This is a genomic window from Rhodovulum strictum, from assembly GCF_009649175.1.
GTDB classification, from domain to species: domain Bacteria; phylum Pseudomonadota; class Alphaproteobacteria; order Rhodobacterales; family Rhodobacteraceae; genus Rhodovulum; species Rhodovulum strictum.
The window spans coordinates 58,374-82,822 of record NZ_WJPO01000005.1; the positions used below are offsets into that span (position 1 = coordinate 58,374).

21 protein-coding genes are annotated in these 24,449 nt (G+C 68.7%); 9 read left to right on the top strand and 12 right to left on the bottom strand.

The window, feature by feature from the left end; all coding sequences use genetic code 11:
* The first annotated feature begins 114 nt into the window (after positions 1–114).
* Both GH815_RS05095 and GH815_RS05100 read left to right on the top strand, forming a co-directional pair.
* On the top strand, positions 115–903 hold the full coding sequence (locus GH815_RS05095; protein ID WP_153747676.1) for an AraC family transcriptional regulator: 789 nt from the start codon (positions 115–117) through the stop codon (positions 901–903).
* 121 nt (positions 904–1,024) lie between these two features.
* Positions 1,025–2,665 (top strand): ABC transporter substrate-binding protein, encoded by a 1,641-nt coding sequence (locus GH815_RS05100; RefSeq protein WP_153747677.1) that lies wholly within the window; start codon positions 1,025–1,027, stop codon positions 2,663–2,665.
* Positions 2,666–2,675: 10 nt separating this feature from the next.
* On the opposite strand, the gene lpdA is transcribed toward GH815_RS05100, so the two are convergent.
* From lpdA to GH815_RS05125, 5 genes are all read right to left on the bottom strand, one after another.
* Positions 2,676–4,070 (bottom strand): dihydrolipoyl dehydrogenase, encoded by a 1,395-nt coding sequence (gene lpdA, locus GH815_RS05105; RefSeq protein ID WP_153747678.1) that lies wholly within the window; start codon positions 4,068–4,070, stop codon positions 2,676–2,678.
* Positions 4,071–4,104: 34 nt separating this feature from the next.
* The gene (locus GH815_RS05110; protein WP_153747679.1) at positions 4,105–4,683 is read right to left on the bottom strand and encodes a DUF924 family protein; all 579 of its coding nucleotides are present in this window, start codon (positions 4,681–4,683) and stop codon (positions 4,105–4,107) included.
* A 73-nt stretch (positions 4,684–4,756) separates the two neighbouring features.
* Positions 4,757–6,031 carry an MFS transporter gene (locus GH815_RS05115; protein ID WP_153747680.1) on the bottom strand — a complete coding sequence of 425 codons (1,275 nt, stop codon included), beginning with the start codon at positions 6,029–6,031 and terminating at the stop codon, positions 4,757–4,759.
* 52 nt (positions 6,032–6,083) lie between these two features.
* Positions 6,084–7,172, bottom strand: a complete 1,089-nt coding sequence (gene queA, locus GH815_RS05120) for a tRNA preQ1(34) S-adenosylmethionine ribosyltransferase-isomerase QueA (protein ID WP_153747681.1) — start codon at positions 7,170–7,172, stop codon at positions 6,084–6,086.
* A complete protein-coding gene (locus tag GH815_RS05125) occupies positions 7,169–10,423 on the bottom strand; it encodes a YhdP family protein (protein ID WP_170290294.1) in 3,255 nt (1,084 codons plus the stop codon). Before GH815_RS05125 ends, queA begins: the two co-directional genes overlap by 4 nt.
* A 203-nt stretch (positions 10,424–10,626) precedes the next feature.
* Between GH815_RS05125 and GH815_RS05130 the strand changes: the two genes are divergently transcribed.
* From GH815_RS05130 to GH815_RS05145, 4 genes are all read left to right on the top strand, one after another.
* Positions 10,627–11,088 carry a peroxiredoxin gene (locus GH815_RS05130; RefSeq protein WP_153747683.1) on the top strand — a complete coding sequence of 154 codons (462 nt, stop codon included), beginning with the start codon at positions 10,627–10,629 and terminating at the stop codon, positions 11,086–11,088.
* A gap of 263 nt (positions 11,089–11,351) precedes the next feature.
* Positions 11,352–12,695, top strand: coding sequence for a DUF5930 domain-containing protein (locus tag GH815_RS05135; protein WP_407072164.1), 1,344 nt, complete (start codon positions 11,352–11,354; stop codon positions 12,693–12,695).
* Positions 12,685–13,230: a bactofilin family protein gene (locus GH815_RS05140; protein ID WP_153747685.1), complete on the top strand. Its 546-nt coding sequence runs from the start codon at positions 12,685–12,687 to the stop codon at positions 13,228–13,230. The genes GH815_RS05135 and GH815_RS05140 overlap by 11 nt, the downstream gene beginning before the upstream one ends.
* Positions 13,231–13,396: 166 nt before the next feature.
* Positions 13,397–14,029, top strand: a complete 633-nt coding sequence (locus GH815_RS05145) for a trimeric intracellular cation channel family protein (RefSeq protein ID WP_153747686.1) — start codon at positions 13,397–13,399, stop codon at positions 14,027–14,029.
* 12 nt (positions 14,030–14,041) lie between these two features.
* Here GH815_RS05145 and prfB read toward each other — a convergent pair whose 3' ends face one another.
* The 5 genes from prfB to GH815_RS05170 form a co-directional block, all read right to left on the bottom strand.
* On the bottom strand, positions 14,042–15,169 hold the full coding sequence (prfB, locus tag GH815_RS05150; RefSeq protein WP_153747687.1) for a peptide chain release factor 2: 1,128 nt from the start codon (positions 15,167–15,169) through the stop codon (positions 14,042–14,044).
* 86 nt (positions 15,170–15,255) lie between these two features.
* On the bottom strand, positions 15,256–17,787 hold the full coding sequence (locus tag GH815_RS05155; protein WP_153747688.1) for a penicillin-binding protein 1A: 2,532 nt from the start codon (positions 17,785–17,787) through the stop codon (positions 15,256–15,258).
* 127 nt (positions 17,788–17,914) lie between these two features.
* Complete coding sequence (locus tag GH815_RS05160; protein WP_153747689.1) at positions 17,915–19,147, bottom strand: N-acetylmuramoyl-L-alanine amidase; 1,233 nt, start codon at positions 19,145–19,147, stop codon at positions 17,915–17,917.
* Between the two features lie 117 nt (positions 19,148–19,264).
* On the bottom strand, positions 19,265–19,873 hold the full coding sequence (locus GH815_RS05165) for a superoxide dismutase (RefSeq protein ID WP_153747690.1): 609 nt from the start codon (positions 19,871–19,873) through the stop codon (positions 19,265–19,267).
* A 245-nt stretch (positions 19,874–20,118) separates the two neighbouring features.
* A complete protein-coding gene (locus GH815_RS05170; protein WP_153747691.1) occupies positions 20,119–20,286 on the bottom strand; it encodes a hypothetical protein in 168 nt (55 codons plus the stop codon).
* A gap of 450 nt (positions 20,287–20,736) precedes the next feature.
* Between GH815_RS05170 and ccmI the strand changes: the two genes are divergently transcribed.
* Genes ccmI through GH815_RS05185 form a run of 3 tightly spaced genes read left to right on the top strand, consistent with a single transcriptional unit; the run spans position 20,737 to position 22,657 of the window.
* A complete protein-coding gene (gene ccmI, locus GH815_RS18990; RefSeq protein ID WP_153747692.1) occupies positions 20,737–21,969 on the top strand; it encodes a c-type cytochrome biogenesis protein CcmI in 1,233 nt (410 codons plus the stop codon).
* Complete coding sequence (gene ruvX, locus GH815_RS05180; protein ID WP_343030667.1) at positions 21,966–22,445, top strand: Holliday junction resolvase RuvX; 480 nt, start codon at positions 21,966–21,968, stop codon at positions 22,443–22,445. The genes ccmI and ruvX overlap by 4 nt, the downstream gene beginning before the upstream one ends.
* On the top strand, positions 22,442–22,657 hold the full coding sequence (locus tag GH815_RS05185; RefSeq protein ID WP_153747694.1) for a DUF1289 domain-containing protein: 216 nt from the start codon (positions 22,442–22,444) through the stop codon (positions 22,655–22,657). Before ruvX ends, GH815_RS05185 begins: the two co-directional genes overlap by 4 nt.
* An 80-nt stretch (positions 22,658–22,737) precedes the next feature.
* Here GH815_RS05185 and aroB read toward each other — a convergent pair whose 3' ends face one another.
* Positions 22,738–23,865, bottom strand: coding sequence for a 3-dehydroquinate synthase (aroB, locus tag GH815_RS05190; RefSeq protein ID WP_153747695.1), 1,128 nt, complete (start codon positions 23,863–23,865; stop codon positions 22,738–22,740).
* Positions 23,862–24,449 (bottom strand): shikimate kinase, encoded by a 588-nt coding sequence (locus GH815_RS05195; RefSeq protein ID WP_343030671.1) that lies wholly within the window; start codon positions 24,447–24,449, stop codon positions 23,862–23,864. The genes aroB and GH815_RS05195 overlap by 4 nt, the downstream gene beginning before the upstream one ends.

Sequence of the window (24,449 nt, forward strand, 5' to 3'; positions counted from 1 at the left end):
GCGCGCCGGGGGCGGACGAATCAAACCTGTTTTGCTTTACCCAACGCCGCGAATCGGTAAAAGGTTGTCCGATTCGAACCCGCATCCCCTGCGCCCCCCTGCCGAAAAGCTGCCATGACGCTGTTTCCCGATATCCGGATCGTGCCGTTTTCGCGGCTCACGCAGGGCGGCCGCTGGCGGGCCGAGGCGATGCGCAGCTATTCCGCGCCGCAGCTTCTGTGGATCACCAAGGGTCAGGGCCGGATCACGGTGGCGGGCGTCACCCGTGGCTATGGCGCGCATAACGCGATCTTCGTGCCCGCGCACACGATGCACGGTTTCGAGATGACGGGACAGGTCTTTGGCTCGGCGGTGATGTTTCCGGGCATGGCCGATCTGGATCTGCCCGACACGCCGCATCATCTGCGCATCCGCGACGGACAGGTTCAGGTCGAGATCGCGACGCTGCTGGACGGGCTGGATCGTGAATTGTCGCGCAAGCGCACCGGCGCGCGCCGGGCGATCCGGCATTATGCGGGGCTGATCTCGGTCTGGCTGGAACGCCAGATCGAACTGGCCGAGGATGTGACGAGCATTCCCGTTTCGGCCCGCAGGCTGGCAGCAGGCTATGCCGCGCTGGTGGAACGCGAATTCCGCACGTCGAAATCGGTATCGGGCTATGCCGCCGATCTGGGCGTGACGCCGACCCATCTGACGCGGGTGTGCAACCAGACCTGCGGGCGCTCGGCGCTGGAATTGCTGACCGAGCGCAAGATCAGCGAGGCGCGGCGCCTTCTGGCCGATACACGGGCGCCCGTAAAGGACATCGCCAGCGCGCTGGGCTATGCCTCGCCCGCCTATTTCACCCGCGCCTTTCACGCCCGCACCGGCCGCAGCCCCAAGGAGTTCCGCAAGGGCGACTAGGCCTGCGGCTTCACGAACGCGCGACCGCTTCGCTGCGCGCTTAGGGCGCTGGCAGCTTCCCGGCTATGCTCGTCCTGCGCGACCCGCCCGGATGACGGGTGCGCAAGACGCGAGAAGGCCGATGACCCGCCCCGGACCCAAGCCCCATGCCGCCGCCCTGCTCTACGCGCGCGAATACCGCGCCGGGCTGATGGACCGGCGCACCTTCCTGGCCCGTGCCACCGCGCTGGGCGTCGCGATCCCCGTGGCGCATGGGCTGATCGGCCTGCCCGCCCCCGCGCGGGCCGGGGCACGGCCCCGGGCGGGCGGTACGCTGCGCATCCAGATGGATTGCCACGCGCCGACCGATCCGCGCCGCTATGACCGCTCGGACCTGGCCAATGCGACCCGCGGCATCGCCGAATACCTGGTCGAGGTGCAGCCGGATGGCGCGCTGCGCCCGATGCTGCTGGCGGGATGGCGCGTCAATGGGGAGGCGACAGAATACCTGCTGAACCTTCGGCCGGGGGTCATGTGGAACAATGGCGCGCCCTTCACCGCCGAGGATGTCGAGGCCAATATCCTGGGCTGGTGCGACGCCTCGGTGCCGGGCAATTCCATGGCGGCGCGCATGGCCGCGCTGATGCAGGGCGGCCGCGCCGCGCCGGGTGCGGTCGAGGTGCTGGACCGCCACAGCCTGCGGCTGCGGCTCGGCAAGCCCGATGGCACGCTGATGCTGGGCATGGCCGATTACCCGGCCGCCATCCAGCATCGCGACCTGATCGGAACGCCGGTGCTGGAGCATGGCATCGGCACCGGCGCCTTTCGCATCGACGAGGTCAGGCCGGGCGAACGCATCGTGCTGAGCCGCAATCCCGATCACGGCTATTGGGGCGCGGCCTATCTGGACCGGGCGGAATTCCTGGACCATGGCCCCGATCCCGCCGCATGGCTGGCCGGGGCGCGCGCCGATGCCTTCGACATGACCCATGAAACCGTGTCGGGCTTCGTCGACGCCTTCACCGCGCTGGGCTGGGTGGAAAGCACGGTTGCCACCTCGTCGACGGTGGTGATCCGGCCGAACCGCGAGGCGGAGGTGAACGGCATCCGGCCCTATGCCGATCCTCGGGTGCGCCGGGCGCTGGCGCTGGCGGTGGACAATGCGATCGCGCTGGAACTGGGGCTTGCGGGGCGGGGGCAGGTCTCGACCAACAATTACCATGTGGCGCAGGGCGTGCATCCCGACCATGCCGATTTCCCGCCGCATGAGCGCAACATCCCCGAAGCCCGCCGCCTGATGGAGGCGGCGGGCATGACGGGCTTCGAGCATGATCTGGTCTCGCTTGACGACGATTACCGCCGGAACACCGCCGACGCGGTGGCCGCGCAGTTGCGCGATGCGGGCTTCCGGGTGAAACGGACGCTGCTGCCCACGGCGGGTTTCTGGGCGGGATGGACCGGCTATCCCTTTTCCGCAACCGACTGGAACCATCGCGAGACCGGCATCCAGTTGTTGAACCTCGGCTATCGCTCGGATGCGGCCTGGAACGAGACGGGCTTTCGCGACGCTGCGTTCGATGCGCTGCTGGACAAGGCGACCGCGATTGCCGACAGCACCGCGCGCCGGGCGGTCATGGGCGAACTGCAACGGCGGATGGTCGAGGACGGAACGGCGATCATCCCCTATTGGCGCGCGCTTTGTCGCCATCACCGGCCCGGGCTGGCGGGGGCCGGGATGCACCCGAAATTCGAGATCAACATCCACCACCTGGGCTGGACCTGAGCGCTCGCGGTCAGAAATGGATCGCGCGGCCCCAGGCGTCCAGCACGGATTCGTGCATCATTTCCGACAGCGTCGGATGCGGAAAGATCGTCTGCATCAGGTCGGCCTCGGTGCTTTCCAGACCGCGCGCCACGACATAGCCCTGGATCAGTTCCGTCACCTCGGCGCCCACCATATGCGCGCCCAGAAGCTCGCCGGTCTTCGCATCGAACAGGGTCTTGACCATCCCCTCGGGCTCGCCCAGCGCAATCGCCTTGCCATTGCCGAGAAAGGGGAAGCGGCCCACGCGGACCTCGTAGCCCTTTTCCTTCGCCCGCGCCTCGGTCAGCCCGACGCTTGCGACCTGCGGATGACAATAGGTGCAGCCCGCGATGGAGCCCGGCCGGATCGGGTGCGGATGGCCGCCCGCGATCAGTTCGGCCACCATCACGCCCTCGTGGCTGGCCTTGTGCGCCAGCCAGGGCGGCCCGGCGACATCGCCGATGGCATAAAGCCCCTTGATGCCGGTGCGGCAGAATTCGTCGGTGACGACATGGGTGCGGTCGATCCTGACCCCCAGCGCCTCCAGCCCCAGCCCCTCGACATTGCCGACGATGCCGACCGCCGAGATCACGGTATCGACCTCGAAAGCCTCGGTCCTGCCGCCCTGCTCGACATGGGCGGTCACCTTGTCGGTACCCCGGTCCAGCCGCGTGACGCTGGCGCCTTCAAGGATGCGCATCCCCTGTTTCTCGAACTGCTTCTTCGCAAAACCCGAGATCTCGGCATCCTCGACCGGCAGGATGCGCTCCATCACCTCGACCACCGTCGTTTCGGCGCCCAGCGTGTTGAAGAAGCTTGCAAATTCGATGCCGATGGCGCCCGAGCCGATGACCAGCAACTTTTTCGGCATATGCGGGGGCACCAGCGCGTGGCGATAGCTCCAGACCCGTTTGCCATCGGCCTCCAGCCCCGGCAGGTCGCGCGCCCGCGCGCCGGTGGCCAGCACGATGGCGGGTGCGGTCAGTTCCTCGCTGCCGGTGTCGGTTGCAACGGACACCCGGCCCGGACCGGCCAGAGTCGCCGCCCCCATGACGACCGTGACCTTGTTCTTCTTCAGCAGATGCCCGACGCCCCCCGCCAACTGCTTCGCCACCCCGCGCGAGCGTTTCACCACCGCGTCAAGGTCATAGCCGATGCCATCGGCCGTCAGCCCGAATTCGCTGGCCCGGTGCATCAGGTGAAAGACCTCGGCCGAGCGCAGCATCGCCTTGGTCGGGATGCAGCCCCAGTTCAGGCAGATGCCGCCCAGATGCTCGCGTTCCACGACGCAGACCTTCATGCCAAGCTGCGCGCCCCGGATCGCGGCGACATAGCCCCCCGGCCCCGCGCCGATCACGATCATGTCGAAGTTGCGCGCGCTCATGCCGCCCCCCTGTCAGACCACCCGTGCCCGGCGCTCAGGCCTCGGCGCGAAACTGCTCGACGCAGGCGGCATAGCCGCCCTCCTCGAGAAAGGCGATCTCCTCGGGCGAGGAGCCGCGATGCAGCGCATCGTTGCGGAAGGGGAAGCGGCCGAAGCGTCGGATCAGTTCGCGATGGGCCTTGGCGTGCAGCAGGTTCTCGGCCCCGGTCTCGGGCATCCGGGTCAGCATCAGCCGCACGCAGCGGTCCTGATCCATCAGACATTCCGAATGCATCAGCGGCATGTAGAAGAACTGCCGTTCGGGTTCGCTGACGCGCGTATCGAAATTCTGGTCGATCGCCTGTTTCGCCGCCGCCCGCGCCAGCACATCGGTCGCAAAGGACCGCCAGTCGCCGCGGAACATGTTGCGCGGGAACTGGTCGGTCAGGATCAGGAAGGCCAGCGCGCCGGTGGGGTTGGTGGGCCAGTCATGCAGCGCGCCGGAATGGGCGGCCTCCCAGTCGGACTTGAACCGCGCGGTGATCGCGGCGTCGATGTCGGTATCGGCCTTGTACCAGCCTTCGGGGCCGACCTCGTTCAGCCAGAACTCGATGATCTCGTCGCGGCTTGCCATTCCACTGCTCCTGCCTGCCCCTGCGCTGGGGGGATCGTTTCAGATTAAGCCCTGTCGCGCAAGACGAACGGGCCTAGCGCGCCGGGTCGGACCGGCCCTCCCCGGCCTCGTCCTCGCGCGCCTCGGCCGCAACCTCGCCGGCGACCTCGACGGCGACCGGCGAGGCGGTGGGCAGAACCGGCGCATAGGATCCGGTCTCGTCCACGGGAACGGGCGCGCGCTGGGTCATCCGGTAGGCGGTAAAGGCGGCCAGCGACAGCATCAGGATCGCGATGAACAGAAAGAAGCCCTGCGGCCCGATCAGCCCCATCATCCAGCCCGTGACCAACGGCCCCAGGATCGCGCCCACCCCGTTGATGAACAGCAACCCCCCCGAGGCCGCGGCCATGTCGTCACGGTCCAGATAGTCGTTGGTATAGGCGATCAGCAGTGCATAAAGCGGGTTCGACATGCCCCCGATCACGAAGGCCGTGACCAGAAGTGCCGCGAAGCTGCCCCCCAGCACCAGCGCCACGCCCGCCGCAACCCCGCCGATGGCCGCCGCGGCCAGGATCAGCGTGCGCCGGTCCATCCGGTCCGACAGCCAGCCGATCGGATATTGCAGGAACAGTCCGCCAATATAGATCGTCGCGATGAAGCCCGAGATCTGGGCCACGCTGAGCCCGGCCGAGGTGCCATAGACCGAGGCCATGCCGAACAGCGCCGAGAACACGCCGCCCATCAGGAACATGCCCGCGGCCCCCGTTGGCGAGGTCCGGATCAGCCGACGCAGCGACATCGGCTTGGTCGTCTCGAAGGCGGGGGTGGGGCTGACCGACAGCAGGATCGGCGCGAACGAGATCGAGACCAGCACCGAGGGGATGATGAACAGCACGAACCCCGCCGGATCGGCGATCAGGATCAGCCCCTGCGCGCTGACGATCCCGGCCATCTGGGTAATCATGTAAAGCGACAGCGCCTTGCCGCGGGTCTCGTTCGTGGCGGCATTGTTCAGCCAGCTTTCCGCGGTGACATAGACAGCCGAGAAGCAGAACCCGATCAGCACCCGGCCGATGGTCCAGGCGATGGGATCGGCAAGCGTGGGGTAAAGGATCAGGATGGCCGAGATCAGCGAGGCCAGCGCCGCAAAGACGCGCACATGGCCGACCCGCCGGATCAGCCCCGGCGCCAGCCGCGAGCCGCCCAGGAAGCCCACGAAATAGGCCGACATGACGATGGACATCTCGAAGGTGGAAAACCCCTCGATGCCGCCGCGGATGCCCAGAAGCGTGCCCTGGATGCCGTTGCCGACCATCAGGAACAGCATGCCCAGAAGCAGCGCCCAGGAGCTGGCCAAGACCTGAAACATGCGCGCCGTCCTTTCGCGTGACTGGCCCGTGAATAGGCGGGATCGACGCGACTCAGATGCCCGTCTGCGACCCCTGCCTGACCGCTTGCGGCCCCGGGATCAAGAGCGAGGCATCGCCATATGAGAAGAAGCGGTAACCCGAATTCACCGCATGGGTGTATATTCGCCGGATCCGTTCCGTCCCCATCAGCGCCGAGACCAGCATCATCAGCGTCGAGCGCGGCAGGTGGAAATTCGTCATCAGCGCATCCGCGATGCGAAAGCGATAGCCCGGACGGATGAAGATGTCGGTCTCGCCCGTCCAGGGATGCAGCACGCCCGCCTCGTCCGCCGCGCTTTCGATCAGCCGCAGCGCGGTGGTGCCGACCGGGATGATCCGCCCGCCCGCGGCGCGCGTGGCGTTGATCTCGGCCGCGGCGCGGGCCGTCACCTCGCCCCATTCGGCATGCATCCGGTGCGCCGACACATCATCGGTCTTGACCGGCAGGAAGGTGCCCGCGCCCACATGCAGCGTCACATGGCTGAAACCGACGTCCCGTGCGGCCAGCGCCGCCAGCAGCGGTTCGTCGAAATGCAGCGATGCGGTGGGGGCCGCGACCGCGCCGGGCCGGGCGGCCCAGACGGTCTGGTAATCCTCGGCATCCTGCGCATCGGCGGGGCGTTTTGCGGCAATATAGGGCGGCAGCGGCATGGCGCCCGCCTCGGCCAGCGCGGTATCGAAGGCCGCGCCGGTCTGGTCGAACTCCAGCACCGCATCCTCGTCGCCGCGGGCGGTCACCTGCGCGCTCAGCCGGTCCGAAAAGATCACCCGGTCGCCCGGCTTCAGCTTCTTCAGGGGCCGCGCCATCGCCCGCCAGCGACCGCCCGGCGCGGGCTCCATAAGGGTCACCTCGATGCGCGCCTCGACCGGGCCTTGCGCGCTGTCGCGCCGACGCAGCCCGCTCAGCCGGGCGGGGATCACGCGGGTATCGTTCAGCACCAGCCGGTCGCCGGGCTGCAACAGGTCGGGCAGGTCGCGCACATGCAGGTCGCGGGTTCTATCACCCTCGGCCACCAGCAGGCGCGCCGCGGATCGCGGCCGCGCGGGCCGGGTCGCAATCAGGGCCTCGGGCAGGTCGAAATTGAAATCCGACAGCTTCATTGCGCGGCCTCCTGCCGGGCGCGCGGCGGCGGGCTGCGGAAGATCTCGCGGAACATGCCTGGTGTCAGGATCGACAGCGGGTTGACGCGCACCGTGGGATTTTCCGCTGCCCCCGACAGGCGATAGTTGAAGCCGAACAGCCCCTCGCCGCGCCGGGTCAGCACCGAACCGACCGCGTTCAGCATGTAGATCGGCGAGATCACGCCCTGCATGTCGATCCGTCCCTCGCGCGTGCCATAGACCCCGGCCATCGAAATCCCCAGCGAGGGGCCGACCGCGCTGGCCCGCCGCAACTCGACCGCACCCGGCATCAGCCGGAACCGCGCCTCGACATTCGAGAACATCAACCCCTCGCGATTCAGCAGATCGACCAGCCCCACGACCGAAATCGCCGACAACAGTTCCGCCAGAACCGGCGTACCGCGCACGCGCAGATCGTCGATCCGAAGCTGGCCGAGGTAATGCCCCTCCTGCCCGTCCGGTTGCAACACCAGATCCAGCGTTCCGCCATGCGCGCGCCGGTAGATGCCCGCGCCCCGCAGCGCCGCGCCCGCATCGCCCGAGCGCACGCGGATCGCGGTGCCGCCCTGTGCGGGCACCAGCGTCGCAACGACCGGCCCGCCCCCCTCAAGCGTGCCGGTCACCTGGCCGTTCAGCCCGCCCTGCCCCGACACCCGCCCGCGCAGCCCGGTCAGCGCGATGCCGTCGCTGACGATCAGCCGGTCCAGCGCCACCTCGACCGCGCCACCGCCCCGCGTCGCAGAGGGACCGCCGCCCGAGGGCAGCGCGCGCAGATCGACCCTGCCGCCGGTGATCGCGACGGCAGGCGGGCGGCCCGCACCCCGGCCGCTGAGCACGACGGGCGCATCGAACCAGCCGCCCAGCCGCACCCGCGACAGCCGCGCCGCGTCCAGCCCGCCATCGCCGGTCAGCGCGACGGACCCGGTGGCCGACAGCCCAGGCGCCTCGAGGACCAGCCGTTCGATGGCGGGCGCATCGCCCAGCCGCCCGGCCAGTTCCAGCCGCCCCGCGCTGCCCGCAGGCTTGGACCAGCCCAGTTCCGGCAACGCAAGCCGCAGCCCCACAAGGTCAGAGCCCAGCGTGAACCGCGGCGCCGCACCGGGGTCGAGATCAAGCGTGAAACCGGCCCGCGCGGCCCCGGCCAGACTGCCCTCGGGCAGACCGATCCCGAAGGCCGCATTGGTCGCGGGCGACAGTTCCAGCGTGCCCTCGACCCGCGATGCCCCGCCATTCCCCGGTCCGCCCGGCAGCGTCCAGGCCGCGCGCAGCGGCACGCCGTCCAGCGCCGCCATGCCCGAGATCGCGACCGTCTCGGGGCTTGCCTCCAGCCGCAGGCTGCCTGCCTCGAACCGCCGCCCGGGCACCAGATCGTCCGAGCCGACCCCGCGCAGATCGCCCGTCACCTGCCAGCCGACATCCTCGACCGCCAGATCCGCGATCAGCGGCAGATCGAGCCGGATTTCGATCAGGGCCTCGCCCGTGGCAAGTTCGGGCGCGATCCCGGCAGCGGTGGCGATGCCAAGCGGCGGCTGGTCGATCAGCGACAGGGCGGCCGGAATGGTCGAGCGGGTGCGCAGCACGATCCCGGCCTGCGGCAGATCCGCGAACACGTCGGGCACCTGAAGGATCGAGCCCGCCACATCCACCGGACCCTCGGGCGTGGCGACGCTGCCCTGCTCGACCGCCAGCGTAAAGCGTTCGTCGTCGATCGCGACATAGCCCATGCCCTGCCGGATCGGCGGCATCCCGTCGAGAACGCGCACCTCGGCATCGCGGATGGCATGGGTCAGCGACAGCCGCAAAGGCCCCGCAGGCGGGCGGCGCAGCGCGGCGCGGCCATCGTGAACGGTGCCCGCGAGCACGTTCTTCGCGATCCAGTCCCGCGTGTTGGGCGCCAGCGTCAGCGGCCAGAGCGCCAGCAGGCGCTGGCGGTCGATCTCGGGGATGGCGGCATCGACGGCGATATCCCAGCCCTCGGGCAATGCGCGCACCCGGCCCCGGCCGCGATAGCTGCGCCCCTCGTCCAGCAGCACGACCTGCCCCAGCGTCGCGGTGAACGGGAACAGCCGAAGCTGAAGGTCCAGCGCCCCGCCGGTAAAGATCGCGGGGGCCTCGAACACGCCATCGGGGTCCAGCGCCACCTCGCGAAAGGCAAGCTGGGCAACCAGCGTCTCGGGCCAACCGCCCTCCATGTCGCGCAGATAGGCATGGCCCTCGGCGCTCAGCCGCAGGATCGCGGTATCGACGGCGATGCGGTCGAAATTCAGCCGCCGCGCCTCGGGGTCATAGGTAAAGAGCGACCGGCCCGAGGCAAAGCCGATGGGCGGCGCCCCCCCGGCGGGCCGCAGCGCCCCCGCGCCGATCTCCAGCGCCGCGGCCAGCGGGCCAAGGCTGCCATCGGCAAAGACCTCGGTGCGGATCGCCCCGGAAATCGGCGCGTCGATCACCGCAAGCGCGGCCAGCGCGGGCGATTGCGTCGCGATATCGGCCGAGGGCACATCCGAAAACGTCGCCGCAAAACTGGCTGCGGGGCTGCCCTTGAACGAGACGAAATCAAAGGCAAGTTCGGCCGGAAACGCCTCCTGCCCCCGCAGCGACAGGAAGGCGCGGATCGCCACCTCGTCGGCATCCTGGTCAAGCGTCATAAGACCGTTCTCGACCCGCCAGATCCGGCCCGCCCGGCCATCCTCGAAGGTCACGCCCAACCCCTCGACGCTGATCGCCCGGATCGCGGCAAGCCCGGGCGCCGACAGCCCGCGGTCGATCTCGTCCAGCAATTCGCCGATGCTGGCCGCCGCGCTGACCGGCGCACCTGCGCGCCCCAGCGCCAGGTCCAGCCGCCCGTCGGGCGCGCGGCGCAGCGTCAGTTCCGCCCCGCTCAGCGCGACATGGGTCACATCGAGCCGCCCGGCCGCCAGCCCCGCCGCCGACACAGTCGCCCCGATCAGGGGCAGCGCGGCCACATCGCGCCCCGCCCCGTCCAGCACCACCACGTCGCGAAACCGGACCGAAGGCACCGCATTGCGCGAGAACATCACGCCCACCCCGCCGATCCGCATCTCGGCGGGCGCAAAGGCGCTGTTCAGCCGTGCCTCGATCCGCGCGGTCGCCCAGCCCGGCAATTCGACCATGCGCCCGGTCAGCGCCAGACCGGCAAGCCCGGCCAGCCCCATCAGCATGCCAAGGCTTAACAGAAGCCACAGGCCGAACCGCTGATGCGGCTCGATCATGCGGTCTGCGGTGCTGGTCCGTTGCCCTGCGTCGCTCATCCCGACAGCCCGCCCCCGCGGCCCGCGCGGTGGGGGATCTCCTGCTTGCCTGCCCGCGCGCGCCGCCTATTCTCTGCCGCGTCGCGCTGTTTCCAAGGCGCCTGCCTGCCAACCCGAAGGCCCGTCCGACCGACAGGCCGCAACCCCGAAGGACCGACAGCCCCATGATCGACACCGGCCAGACCGCGCCCGATTTCACCCTGCCCCAAGACGGAGGCCCCGACATCACGCTTTCGGCGCTGCGCCCTGCCCCCGTGGTTCTCTATTTCTATCCCAAGGATGACACGTCGGGCTGCACGAAGGAAGCCATCGCCTTCTCGGGCCTGATGGCCGAGTTCGAGGCGGCGGGCGCCCGGGTGTTCGGCATCTCGAAGGACAGCGTCGAGAAGCACGGCAAGTTCCGCTGCAAGCATGACCTGAGCGTGCCGCTTCTGTCCGACGACGGTACGGATGTCTGCGAGCGTTATGGCGTGTGGGTCGAGAAGTCGATGTATGGCAAGAAATATTTCGGCATCGAGCGGTCCACCTTCCTGATCGACGCCTCGGGCACGGTCGCGCGGGCCTGGCACAAGGTCAAGGTGGACGGCCATGCAGACGAGGTTCTGGCGGCGGTCCGCGCGCTCTGAGCGACCCGGCCCGGACGACGACCGGCCGGGCGCCGCCTTGGCGCCCGGAACCGCCTGATCTGCCCCCGCGACAGGCAATTCACAACCGGCGGTGTTCCGCGGACCGGAAAGGGCAGAATCGGCGGATTATTGCCCAACAGCACGGAGCCGTTGATAAAACGCAAAAAAAATTTGCGACATGGCCGCGCGGTGGCTAGTCACGAACAGCGTCAGAGACCCGGATGGTGTCCTGACCGATCCAGATGGCAGATGAGGCGAAGGCATTGACGAGGCGTTTCCTCCACCGCATCGACATGGCGCTTGGGCGCTATCTTCCCGAACAACGACTTTTCCTGCGTACCGACCACAGCACGCGCTTTCTGCGGCTCTCGCCAAAGGCGCAGGCCCTGGGGCTGGCGGGCGGCGCGACGGTGATGGCCTGGGCGATGCTGTCCACGTCCATCGTGCTGATGGACCAGGTCGGCGCGGGCAACCTGCGCGATCAGGCCAAGCGCGAACAGGCGCTCTATGACGAGCGGATCAATGCGCTGGCTGCCGAGCGCGACCTTGCCGCCGAAGAAGCCGCCGCCGCACGCGCACGCTTCGAGATGGCGATGGGCGAGGTGTCGCGGATGCAGTCCGAACTGCTGACCTCGGAAGAGCGCAACCGCGAGCTGGAAACCGGCATGGACGTCTTGCAGAAGGGCCTGCGCAAGACCGCCGCCGAACGCGATGCCGCCCGCGCCCGGACCCGCGAACTGGCCGCGACGCTGGCCGGTCAGCCGGGCGGCGAAATGGCCGAAGCCCCGCGCGCGGCCGAGATGCCCGAGATCCTGGCCTTCCTGACCGGCGCGCTGGAAGACACCGCCTCTGAACGCGATACCGCCTCGGCCAATGCCTCGGCCGCGCTGGAACTGGCCGAGGCGCTGGCCTACGAGCAGGAATTGCAGGCCGAGCGCAACGACAAGATCTTCACCTCGCTGGAAGAGGCGCTGACCGTGTCGGTCGTGCCGCTGGAAAAGATGTTCAAATCCGCCGGCCTGTCCCCCGACCGCCTGATCGACCGGGTGCGTCAGGGCTATTCCGGCGTGGGCGGTCCGCTGGTGCAGATCTCGGCCTCGACCAAGGGCGACTACGCACCCTCGGCCGACGAGTTGCGCGCCCAGGCCCTGCTCGACCGGATGGACGAGCTGAACCTTTACCGCATCGCGGCCGAGAAGCTGCCCTTTGCCCAGCCGCTGAAATCCGCCTACCGCTTTACCAGCCCGTTCGGCGACCGGCGCCACCCGATCACCGGGTCGCGCACCACGCATGAGGGGGTCGATTTCGCCTCGTCGCACGGGACGCCGATCCATGCCACCGCCGATGGCGTGGTGACCAAGGCGGGCTGGCAGTCGGGCTATGGCCAACTGGTGACGATCCGGCACGAATTCGGGCTGGAAACCCGCTATGCCCACATGTCGAAGATACGGGTACGCGAGGGTCAAAGGGTCTCGCGCGGCGAGTTGATCGGTGATATGGGAAGTACCGGACAGTCGACCGGGACGCATCTGCACTACGAGGTGCGAGTCGACGGAACACCCGTCAACCCCATGACCTACATCAAGGCAGCCAGAGATGTTTTCTAAGAGCAGGATCAACGAGCCCGGTCCCAAGGCCGGCGAACCGGACAAGGCCAGGCCGCCCGAAACAGGCTTTCAACGCCCCGGTGCCGACAGCCCCGTTCCGACTGCGCCCAAGGCCAAGCCGCCCGCCTCTATGCTGTCCTCGGACCTTGTCGTGACGGGCAATCTCAAGACAACGGGCGATATTCAGGTCGAGGGCACGATCGACGGCGACATCCATGCGCATCTGCTGACCGTTGGCGAATCCGCCACGGTCCGGGGCGAGGTGGTGGCCGATGACGTCGTCATCAACGGCCGGGTGATCGGCCGGGTGCGCGGGCTCAAGGTGCGGCTGACCTCGACCGCGCGGGTCGAGGGCGACATCATCCACAAGACCATCGCGATCGAAAGCGGTGCGCATTTCGAGGGCTCGGTCCAGCGTCAGGACGACCCGTTGAACACCGGACAGCGCAGCGCCGGGGGCAAGGCCACGCATGGCATGGGCGACACCGCGCCCGCCCCGCGCCCCCCAAACGAGACCGGCCAGCCCAAGGGCTGAGCCGCACGATCCTCAGGGAGGAGGAGAAGGGGCCCCGCGCCGGAAACGGCCGGGGCCCTTTTGCGCGCATCGGTCAAGCCGCGGGCCGCATGGCGAAATGCGGCCCCGTGGCGTCCGCTGCGCGCAAGACCTGCACCATGCCATCCCCACACAGGAAGACCCGCCCATGAGCCCCATCGACATTCTGGACTATGCCGGTGTCGCGCTGTTTGCCGCGACCGGCGCGCTGGCAGCCTCGCGCAAGCAGCTCGACATCATCGGCTTCCTGTTTCTGGGCGCGGTCACCGGCATCGGCGGCGGCACGCTGCGCGATCTGGTGCTGGGGGTTCCGGTCTTCTGGGTGGCGCAGCATCTCTATCTTGTGGTCTGCGCCGCGACGGCCGTTCTGGTCTATTTCACCGCGCATCTGCTGGAATCACGCTATCGGCTGCTGCTCTGGCTCGATGCGGTGGCGCTGGCGGCCTATGGCGTCTTCGGCGCCTACAAGGGGCTTCTGGTCACGGAATCCGCGACGATCGCCATCGCGATGGGGATGCTGACCGGCACCTTCGGGGGCATCCTGCGCGATGTGCTGGCGCGCGAGCCGTCGGTACTGATGCGGCAGGAAATCTATGTGGCCGCCGCCATGACGGGCGCGGTTGCCTATGTCGCGCTGCGCGGGCTGGGCATGGGGCTACCGGTTGCGGCGGGCGGGGCGTTCGTTCTGGCACTGGGCGTGCGCGGCGGGGCGCTGGCCTTTGGCTGGACCCTGCCCGCCTATCGCTCGCGCCCCGGACGCGCACCCGAGGATCTGCGCTGAGAGCCCGGTGGATCAGCCCTCGGCCTGGGCCTCGGCGCGGGTCTTGCCCGCGACCTTCAGCGCCAGCGTCGCGGCCATGAACTGGTCCAGATCGCCGTCCAGAACGCCTGCGGTGTCCGAGGTCTCGACCCCGGTGCGCAGATCCTTGACCATCTGGTAGGGCTGCAAGACGTAGGACCGGATCTGGTTGCCCCAGCCGGCATCGCCCTTGGCGTCGTGCTGGGCCTGGATGTCGGCGTTCCGGCGGTCCAGCTCAAGCTGGTACAGCCGCGATTTCAGCGCCTTCATGGCGATGTCGCGGTTCTGGTGCTGGGATTTTTCCGACGACGTGACCACGATGCCGGTGGGAATATGGGTGATCCGCACCGCCGAGTCGGTGGTGTTGACGTGCTGCCCGCCCGCGCCCGAGGAGCGGTAGGTATCGACCCGGATATCCGAGGGGTTCACCTCGATCTCGATATTGTCGTCCACGACCGGATAGACCCAGACCGACGAGAACGAGGTGTGCCGCCGCGCCGCGCTGTCATAGGGCGAGATGCGCACCAGCCGGTGGACGCCCGATTCCGATTTCAACCAGCCATAGGCATTGCGGCCCGAGATCTTGTAGGTCGCGGACTTGATCCCCGCCTCCTCGCCGCCGTTCTCGGATTGCAGCTCGACCTCGTAGCCATGCGCCTCGGCCCAGCGCACATACATCCGCGCCAGCATGCTGGCCCAGTCGCAGCTTTCGGTACCGCCCGCACCCGCGTTGATCTCAAGGAAGGTGTCGTTGGCATCCGCCTCGCCATCCAGCAGCGCCTCAAGCTCTTTCTGGGCGGCCCTTTCGCGCAGCGCCTTCAGCGCCGCCTCGGCCTCGGTGACCACTTCCTTGTCGCCCTCGGCCTCGCCCAGTTCGATCAGTTCGATATTGTCCTCAAGCTCGCGCGAGATGGTGCGATAGGTCTCGATCGCGTCGGACAGCGCCTGACGGTCGCGCATCAGCTTCTGCGCGCGTTCGGGATCGTTCCAGAGGTTCGGATCCTCGGTCATCGCGTCGAATTCTTCCAGCCGGTGCGTCGCCGTCTCCCAGTCCAGCCGCTGGGCCAGCAGCTTGAGCGATTTGCGGATCTCCGCGACGGTGTTCTGCGCCTCTGCACGCATGGCGTCTGTGCCCTTTCAAGCTCTGGTCGGACGGTATCAGATGGGGGTGATAGCCCGGTGCGCAATCCCGGGCAAGCCGACAGCGTTCAGTAAAGCCCGCCCGAGGAGATCGTGCCGAAATTCGCCTTGGGCGCGACCACGGCCTTGCGGCCGGTCGAGGTGGTAACCTCGCGCGGCGGGTCTGCGGGGTCGACGTCCCCCTCGCCGCGGCCGAAAAGCGGCAGGTCAGAGCCCATCGCAAAGCCGCCATCGACCATGGCGCCGATGCCGAAGATCGGTTCCTCGCCGGTGCGGAAATACTCGGCCACGACATGCTCGCCGGTCGCATCATCGGGCAGCCGCCCGCCCGAATAGCGGTCGATCTTGATGAAGCGGCCCCCCGGCGGCACCTTGAACGGCCCGCCGCCATATTTCGCGGTCGCCTTGCGCATGAAATCGTTGAAGACCGGCGCGCAAAGCGTGCCGCCCGCCGCCCGCCCGCCCAGGCTGCGCGGCCGGTCATAGCCCATGTAGCACCCCGCCACGATGTTCGAGGTGAAGCCCACGAACCACACATCGCGCGCGTCATTGGTGGTGCCGGTCTTGCCCGCGGTCGGAACGCCCAGATTGATCCGCCCCGCCGCCGTGCCGCGCTCGACAACGCCCTGCATCATCGAGGTCAGCTGATAGGCGGTGACCGCGTTCATCACCCGTTCGCGGTTGGTCACGATGCCCGGCGCCCGGCCCGGCGCAAGGTTCGGATCGTCGCAATCGGTGCAGATGCGGGTGTCGTGCCGGTAGATCGTGCTGCCAAAGCGGTCCTGCACCCGGTCGACCAGCGTGGGTTCGACCCGTTCGCCGCCATTGGCAAACATCGCATAGGCCGCCACCATCCGGTACAGCGTCGTCTCCTGGCTGCCCAGCGCGTTCGCAAGGAAGGGTTCCAGCCGGTCATAGACGCCGAAGCGTTCGGCATAGGTCGCGACCGTGTCCATGCCAACCTCCTTGGCCAGACGCACGGTCATCAGGTTGCGCGAGCGTTCGATCCCGGTACGCAGGGGCGTCGGCCCGTAGAACCGGTTCGAGGCGTTCTTGGGCCGCCAGATCCCTGCGCCCGTGTCCACCTCGATCGGCGCATCGATCACGATGGTCGCGGGCGTGAACCCGCTGTCCAGCGCCGCGGCATAGACGAAGGGCTTGAAGGCCGAACCGGGCTGGCGCGTGGCCTGCGTGGCGCGGTTGAAGACCGAGTCCTGATAGGAAAAGCCGCCCTGCATCGCCAGCACGCGGCCCGTGTTGACATCCATCGCGACGAATCCGCCCTGCACCTCGGGCACCTGGCGCAGCGTCCAGCGGATGAAGCTGCCATCGGAATCCGACAGCATCCGGCGGACATGGACGACATCGCCCGGATCGAAATTCTGGCGCAGATCGCCGCGGAACCAGGACGTATCGGCGCGCGGCAGTTCTGCCGTGCCCTCGACCCCCTCGATGCCGATCACCAGCCGCTGTTCCTCGACGGCCAGCACCACCGCGGGCAGCCAGGGGCTGACCAGGTCGATATCGCGGGCGATCTCGGTCTCGGCCAGCGCGCTGCGCCAGGCGGTCTCATCGGCCAGCGCGGCGGGGTCGATCTTCTTGCCGGTGCCGCGCCAGCGCCCCTGGCTGCGGTCGAATTCCTCCAGCGCGCTGCGAAGCGCGCGGGCAGCCTCGATCTGCAATTCGGGATCGACGGTGGCGCGGATCGCCAGGCCGCCGCCGAAGAACTCGGCCTCGCCGAAATGGCCCGAAAGCTGGCGCCGGATTTCGTCGGTGAAATAGTCGCGCTGCGGCAGGCTGGCGGCGAAGGGCGGGTAATCGCCATTCTGCACGGTGCGCAGCGGCTGCGCCAACGCGGTCTGAAAGGCGTCGGCATCCAGATAGCCGTTCTCGTGCATCTGACGCAGGACGTAATCGCGCCGCTCGATGGCGCGGTCCATGGCGCGCACCGGATGATAGGTCGAGGGCGCCTTGGGAAGTGCGGCCAGATAGGCGGCCTCTTCGGGGGCAAGCTGGGCCAGCGTCTTGTTGAAATAGGTCTGGGCCGCGGCCGCCACGCCATAGGAGTTCTGACCGAGGAAGATCTCGTTGAGATAGAGTTCCAGGATCCGGTCCTTGGACATCGTCTTCTCGATCCGCACGGCCAGGATCAGTTCCTTGACCTTGCGCTCGCCCGTCCGCTCGCCGCCCAGAAGGAAGTTCTTCATCACCTGCTGGGTGATGGTCGAGGCACCGCGCAGCGTCTCGCCCCGGGTTTCCAGCGCCTCGATCCCCGCCGCAACGATGGAGCGGGCATCGAACCCCTTGTGGCTGTAGAAATTCTTGTCCTCGGCCGAGATGAAGGCGTGCTTGACCAGATCGGGGATTTCCTCGGCGGGGGCGAACAGGCGGCGTTCATCGGCAAATTCGTCGATCAGCCGACCCTCGCCGGAATAGATCCGGCTGATGGTCTTGGGCTGGTAGGTCGCCAGATCCTCGTGGTTGGGCAGATCGCGCGCATAGGTCCAGAACACGCCGCCCAGAAGCAGCGCGGCGCCGACAAGCCCGAGGGTGACCAGGGAAAAGATTACCCCGAGCGACGAGAGAATGAAACGGATCAAACCGCCCTTGCCTTTCCTGATCGCATGGACCTCTATACGCCGCCCGCCGTCCGGGGTCAAAACGAACGGGTCCGCACCGGGCGGTTTCGCGCGCGCCTGCCGGTCACGTCCTCGGGAGGATGCGGTCCTAGCGGCGTAACAGCGCCGCCTGCGCCGCATCCTCGGCCGCCCATTCCCCGATCGCGGCAACGATCCCGGCAATCGCCCGCGCGCGCCATTCGGGCGAGACGAGGTTGCGCCGGTCGCGTTCCGAGGACAGGAAGCCCAGTTCGACCAGCACCGAGGGGATGTCGGGCGATTTCAGCACCGAGAAACCCGCCGACAGCCGCGGCCGCTTGTGCAGACCGCCGACATGCGCCTGCAACCCTGCCACGATGGCATCCGCCAGCCGGTCGGCCCGCGGCGCGGTCTCGGTCCGGGCGATGTCCATCAGCAGGGTTGCGATCTCGTCATCCTTGTCGGTCAGATCCACCCCCGCCAGCAGCGCGTCGCGGTCATGCCGCTCGGCCAGCAGGGCCGAAGCCTTGTCGGACGCGGTGTCCGACAGGGTGTAGACCGTTCCACCGCTGGCCTGACCATCGGCCAGCGCATCGGCATGCAGCGAGATGAACAGATCGCCCCGGGCCGCGCGCGCGATGTCGATGCGGGTTTCCAGCGGCACAAAATGGTCGCCATCGCGGGTCAGCACCGGTTCGTGCCCTGCCCGGATCAACGCCTCGGCCAGTTCACGGGCAAAGCTCAGCATCAGGTCCGATTCGCGCAGGCCGCCCCGCTCGGCGCCGGGGTCGATGCCGCCATGGCCGGGGTCGAGCACGACGCGCAGGGGCCGCGTGCCGTCCTGGCGGCGCTGCGGCGGGGCCAGTTCCTCGGGCGGCGGCAGGCCCCAGAGCGCCGCGGCGGGCGGGCGCGCGGCGGCGGCGAAACTGGCGGGATCGGTGGGGGTCAGGCGGACCGACAGCAGCGCCCGGCCGCTGGCCCGGTCGCGCGCCATCTGGGCCGTCTCGATGACAAAGGGTCCGCCAAGCTCCAGCACCAGCCGCGACCAGCCCGGTTGCAGCGCCCCAGCCCGCGCCGCGACGACCCGGCCCGTGGCGACGAGTTTCGCAGGGTCGGTGCCGCGCCAATCCACCTCGCGGAAATCGGCGACCAGCCGGGGCGGGTTGTCGAGCATGTAGACCCGGTAGGGCACCGGCTGCGACAGGTCGAGCACAAGCGCAACCCCTGCCCCGGCATCGGCCACCCGCGAATTCGCCGCGTCGGGCCGGGCCAGCGCCGTCCGTTCCTGCGCCAGCACCAGAGCCGGCGCGGCAAGGCCCAGCACAAGCGCCACAAGGCGCAGGACGGAAAGGGGATGTCGCATGGCTGCCCGCTCTTGTTTTGCCGCGATCATAGCGCAGCCGCGCGGCAGGCGGAACCGCAAGCCGGAATGCAAACGGCCGCCCCGGGGGACGGCCGCAAGCCTGGCGGACAACAGGGCTCAGCCGGTCGAGAGCCGCGCGGCCACGTTTTCCCAGTTCACCAGATGGTCAAGGAAGTTCGTCAGATAGGCCGGACGCTTGTTGCGGAAGTCGATATAGTAGGAATGTTCCCACACATCGCAGCCCAGAAGCGCGGTCTGGTTGAAGCAAAGCGGGTTCACGCCATTCTCGGTCTTGGTCACCTTGAGCGTGCCATCGGTGTCGACCACCAGCCAGCACCAGCCCGACCCGAACTGCCCGGCACCCGCGGCCGCGAATTCCTCCTTGAACTTGCCGACCGAGCCGAAGGCGTCATTGATCCGCGCCTCAAGCTCCGAGGGCATGGCGGATTTGCCCGGCCCCATCATCTCCCAGAACTGGCAATGGTTCCAATGCTGCGAGGCGTTGTTGAAGATGCCGTTCTGCGCGACGGCGCCCTTCTGATAGGTGCCCCGGACGATATCCTCGAGGGATTTGCCCTCCCATTCGGTGCCCGCGATCAGCTTGTTGCCGTTGTCCACATAGGCCTTGTGGTGCAGGTCGTGGTGATACTCCATCGTCTCCCGCGACATGCCCAGATCGGCGAGCGCGTCATGGGCATAGGGAAGGTCGGGAAGTTCGAAGGCCATGGATCCCCCTGTTGGTCTGTGATGCGTCACTTTGACCTAGATGGAGCGGCTGGGGCGGGGAGGTCAAGCCCCGGGGGCGAAATTGCCCGATGCGGTCCACGGCACGGCAGCACCCCGCCGCAGGTGAAATGAAAGAAGCGGCCCGATCAGGAAAATCCGCGGCCGCGTGTGAAATCATACCGAAAGAAGGATGCGCGCCCCCGGACCGGATCGACACCGGACCAGGGGGCGCGGATCGCTGCGCCTTATTCCTCGGGCAGCGGATAGACCTGAACCGAGCTGCTGCCGCCGCTGGTGCCGTAAAGCTGGGCGCCGACCGCGCCAAAGAAAACCGGCAGCAGCAGGCCGGCGACAATGCCGAACCATTTGGCGGCCGATTCGGGAACGAGAACGTCGTAATTGTTGTCGGACATGGGCGGGACTCCGAATGGGGTTTGGCGCCTGTTATGCGAAGCGGCCGCGCACACGTCAAGGCGACCAAATGCGCAGGACAGCCCCCTGCGACAGAGCGGCCCAGCCGCAGGATCACCCGCGAACCGCCCGTCAGCACTGCGAAACGCCACCCGAACGGCAAAGGGGCGCCTGCGTGATGGATCGCCCCCGGGCGCGACACCCCCGCCGGGATCACATCATGGTGAGAAACCGCCGCCCGGACGGCCCATCCCCGCTGCACGCAGGCCATGACCGCGGCGCAGGAAAGCGGGCACTCGCCTTGTTTGCCGGGCTTTCGCGCCGCCTGCCCGACCGGCGCGGCCGCCCCCCCGACCTGCCCGCGCGCGGCGGTTCGGGCGCGCCGCTTTGCCCTTTCGATTCCGGTCCTTCCGTAATAGATCGGCGGAAGGACTGGAAAGGGGTGGACCTTCATGGCCTTCACGCTTGTCGCCCTGGGGCTGGCCGCGGCAATCGCGGTGCTTCTGGCCATCACGCTGGCGCGCGGGCGGTCGGGCGATGCCCCGGCCGCGGCCTATGATCTTCAGGTCTATCGCGACCAACTGCGCGAGGTCGAGCGCGACCTTGCCCGCGGCGTCATCACCGCAGACGAGGCCGAGCGCATCCGTACCGAGGTCGCGCGCCGGGTGCTGGAGGCCGACCGCCAGCTCAAGGCCCAGACGACCGGCACGCAAGCGCCGCGCGCGGCCAATCTTGCGGTCGGGGGCGTGCTCGTGCTGCTGCTTCTGGGTGGCACATGGGGTCTTTATCGCGCGGTCGGCGCACCCGGCTATCCCGACCAGCCGATGGCCGCGCGCATCGCCGAAGCGGCCGAGTTCCGCGCCACCCGCATGCGCCAGACCGAGGCCGAGGAGACCGCGCCGCCGATCCCCGTCCCCGCCCCCGAACCCCAGCATATGGAACTGGTCGAGCGGCTGCGCGAGGCGGTGGCCGAACGCGGCGACGATCTGCGCGGCCAGATCCTGCTGGCCCGCAACGAGGCAGCACTGGGCAATTTTGCCGCCGCGCATGCTGCGCAGGCCCGGGTAATCGACCTGAAACAGGGCCGCGCCACCGCCGAGGATTACGCCACGCGCGCCGACATGATGGTGCTGGCCGCAGGCGGCTATGTCTCGCCCGAGGCCAAAGCCGTGCTGGAAGAGGCGCTGAACCGCGACCCGCGCAATGGCCTCGCGCTCTATTACTGGGGGCTCATGCATATCCAGACCGGCCGGCCCGACATCGCCTTCCGGGTGTGGCGCGAACTTCTGACGGTCTCACAGCCGGACGATCCCTGGCTCGGCCCGGTCCATGCCCAGATCCGCGATCTGGCCTGGTTCGCGGGCGATGACGACTACACCCCGCCGCCGCTGCCCCAGGCCGGCACGCGCGGGCCGAGTGCCGAGGATATCGAGGCCGCCGCCGACATGACCCCCGAACAGCGCCGCCAGATGATCGTCGGCATGGTCGCGAACCTGTCCGACCGGCTGGCCCGGCAGGGCGGCAGCCCCGAGGAATGGGCGCAACTGATCCGTGCGCTCGGCATGCTGGGCGATACCGAACAGGCGGGCGGCATCTGGGCCGAGGCGCAGCAGGTCTTTGCGCCGCACCCGCAGGCGCTGGAGACCGTCCGCGCCGCGGCCATCGCGGCAGGTGTGGCCGAGTGAGCGTCTTCGACAGCACCGAAAGCTTCGCCGCCGCCCTGTCCGACCGCGGCGCGCTGATCGGCCTCGATCTGGGCGACAAGACGATCGGCGTGGCGGTCTCGGACGGGCTGCGCAGCGTCGCGACACCGCTGGAAACGATCCGGCGCAGCAAGTTCACCCTCGATGCCGCGCGCCTGCTGGACATCGCGACCGGACGCAGCGCCGCGGGCCTGCTCCTGGGCCTGCCGCGCAACATGGATGGCAGCGAGGGGCCGCGCTGCCAGTCGACCCGCGCCTTCGCGCGCAACCTCTCGCGCCTGACCGACCTGCCCATCGGCTTCTGGGACGAACGGCTCTCGACCGTCGCGGCCGAACGCGCCCTGCTCGAAGCCGATACCTCGCGCAGACGCCGCGCCGAGGTGATTGACCATGTCGCCGCGGGCTATATCCTTCAAGGGTTACTTGACCGCCTGCGCCACATGAAGGACGCCCCATGAGCGAAGACCGCCCCGCCCGCGTCCAGGGCGCCATCGAAACCCCCTGCATCCAGGTCTGCGTTGTCGACCGCGCCTCCCGGCTCTGCACCGGCTGCCTGCGCTCGATCGACGAGATCGCCGCCTGGACAAGGATGAGCCCCGAGGACCGCCGCCGCGTGATGGCCGAGCTGCCCGCCCGGCGCGACCGCCTGCCGCCGCCGGCCCTGTCCTGAAGCGCCGCCCGCCCCTTCTTCTGGCCTGAAATATCCCGGGGGGAGTCCGCAAGGACGGGGGGCAGCGCCCCCCTGCCCGGTCAGCCGCGGCGCGCGGCCAGCGCCTCGTCCAGCATCGCGCGCAACAGCCCCGCATCCACCTGCGAGGTGACGAAGGCCGCGCCGATCCCGCGCGCCAGCACCAGCCGCAATTGGCCGTCCTGCACCTTCTTGTCCTGCGCCATCAGGCCGATCAGCGCATCCGCATCGGGCAGATCGCCGGGGATGTCGGCCAGATCGCGCTTCATCCCCATCGCCGCCAGATGGGCGCGGACGCGGCTTGGGTCTTCCTGACTGCACAGCCGCATCCGGGCCGACAGCTCGAAGGCCAGCGCGCAACCGATCGCCACGCCCTCGCCATGCAGCAGACGGCTGGAATAGCCCGTCGCCGCCTCGAGCGCGTGGCAGAAGGTGTGACCAAGGTTCAAGAGCGCGCGTTCGCCCTGTTCGGTCTCGTCCCGCTCGACGATGCCCGCCTTCATCTCGCAGGACCGGCGCACGGCATGGATGCGCGCGGCCAGATCGCCCGCGGCCAGCGCCGGGCCATTGCGCTCCAGCCAGTCGAAGAAGGCCGCATCGCCCAACAGGCCGTATTTCACCACCTCGCCGTAACCGGCCAGGAAATCGCGCCGGTCCAGCGTGTCCAGCACGCCGGTATCGGCCAGCACGAGGCTCGGCTGGTGGAAGGCGCCGATCAGGTTCTTGCCGAGGGGCGAGTTGATGCCGGTCTTGCCGCCCACCGAACTGTCGACCTGGGCCAGCAGCGTGGTCGGCACCTGCACGAAGCGCACGCCGCGGCGCAGGACGGCCGCGGCAAAGCCCGCCAGATCGCCGATCACGCCGCCGCCAAGCGCCACCACCATGTCGCGGCGCTCGACCTTCTGTTCGATCAGCCATTCCACCGCGCGCGAGAATTGCGCCCAGCCCTTGGTCGCCTCGCCGGGCGGCAGGGCCAGCGCCGCCGCCTCGATCCCCGCGGCCGCCAGCCCCGCGCGGAACGGCTCCAGATGCAGGGCGGCCACCGTCTCGTCGGTCAGGATCGCGACGCGGGGCCGCGCCAGCAGCGGGCCGATCTCGGCGCCCGCGCGGGCGATCAGGCCGGGGCCGATGCGGATGTCGTAGTCGCGGCCCGGCAGGGCCACATGCACGGTTTCGGCTGTCGGGCTCATGCCGCCTCCAGAACGTCGGGACGGGCGGCAAGCGCCTCGATCACCTTGTCGGCCATTTCCTCGATCGAATAGCGCGGCAGCGCCGTCACCGCCAGATCGGCCATCGCATAGAACGGCCGGCGGTCGTGATAAAGCTGCGCCAGCGTGCCGAAGGGGTCGGGGGTCTGCAACAGCGGCCGCGTCGCCTTGTGCCGCACGCGGTTCCACAACAGCTCCAGATCGGCATCGAGCCAGACCGACACACCGCGCGCCGAGATCGCGGCGCGGTTGGCCTCGGCCAGGAACGCGCCCCCGCCGGTCGACAGCACGCCCGGCGGCCCGTCCAGCAGGCGCGCGATCACCTGCGCCTCCTTGGCGCGAAAGAACGCCTCGCCGTCGCGGGCAAAGATCTCGGCGATGGTCATGTTCGCGGCCTTGACGATCTCGGCATCCGAATCGCGGAACGGCACGTCCAGCTTTCGCGCCAGCGCGGTGCCGACCGCGGTCTTGCCCGCGCCCATCAGCCCGACCAGGGCAATGGTCTTCTTCAACCGTGCCCCCACCTGGGCAACCTCCCGCCAAGTTGTTCCCTGCGGCCCTTCAAT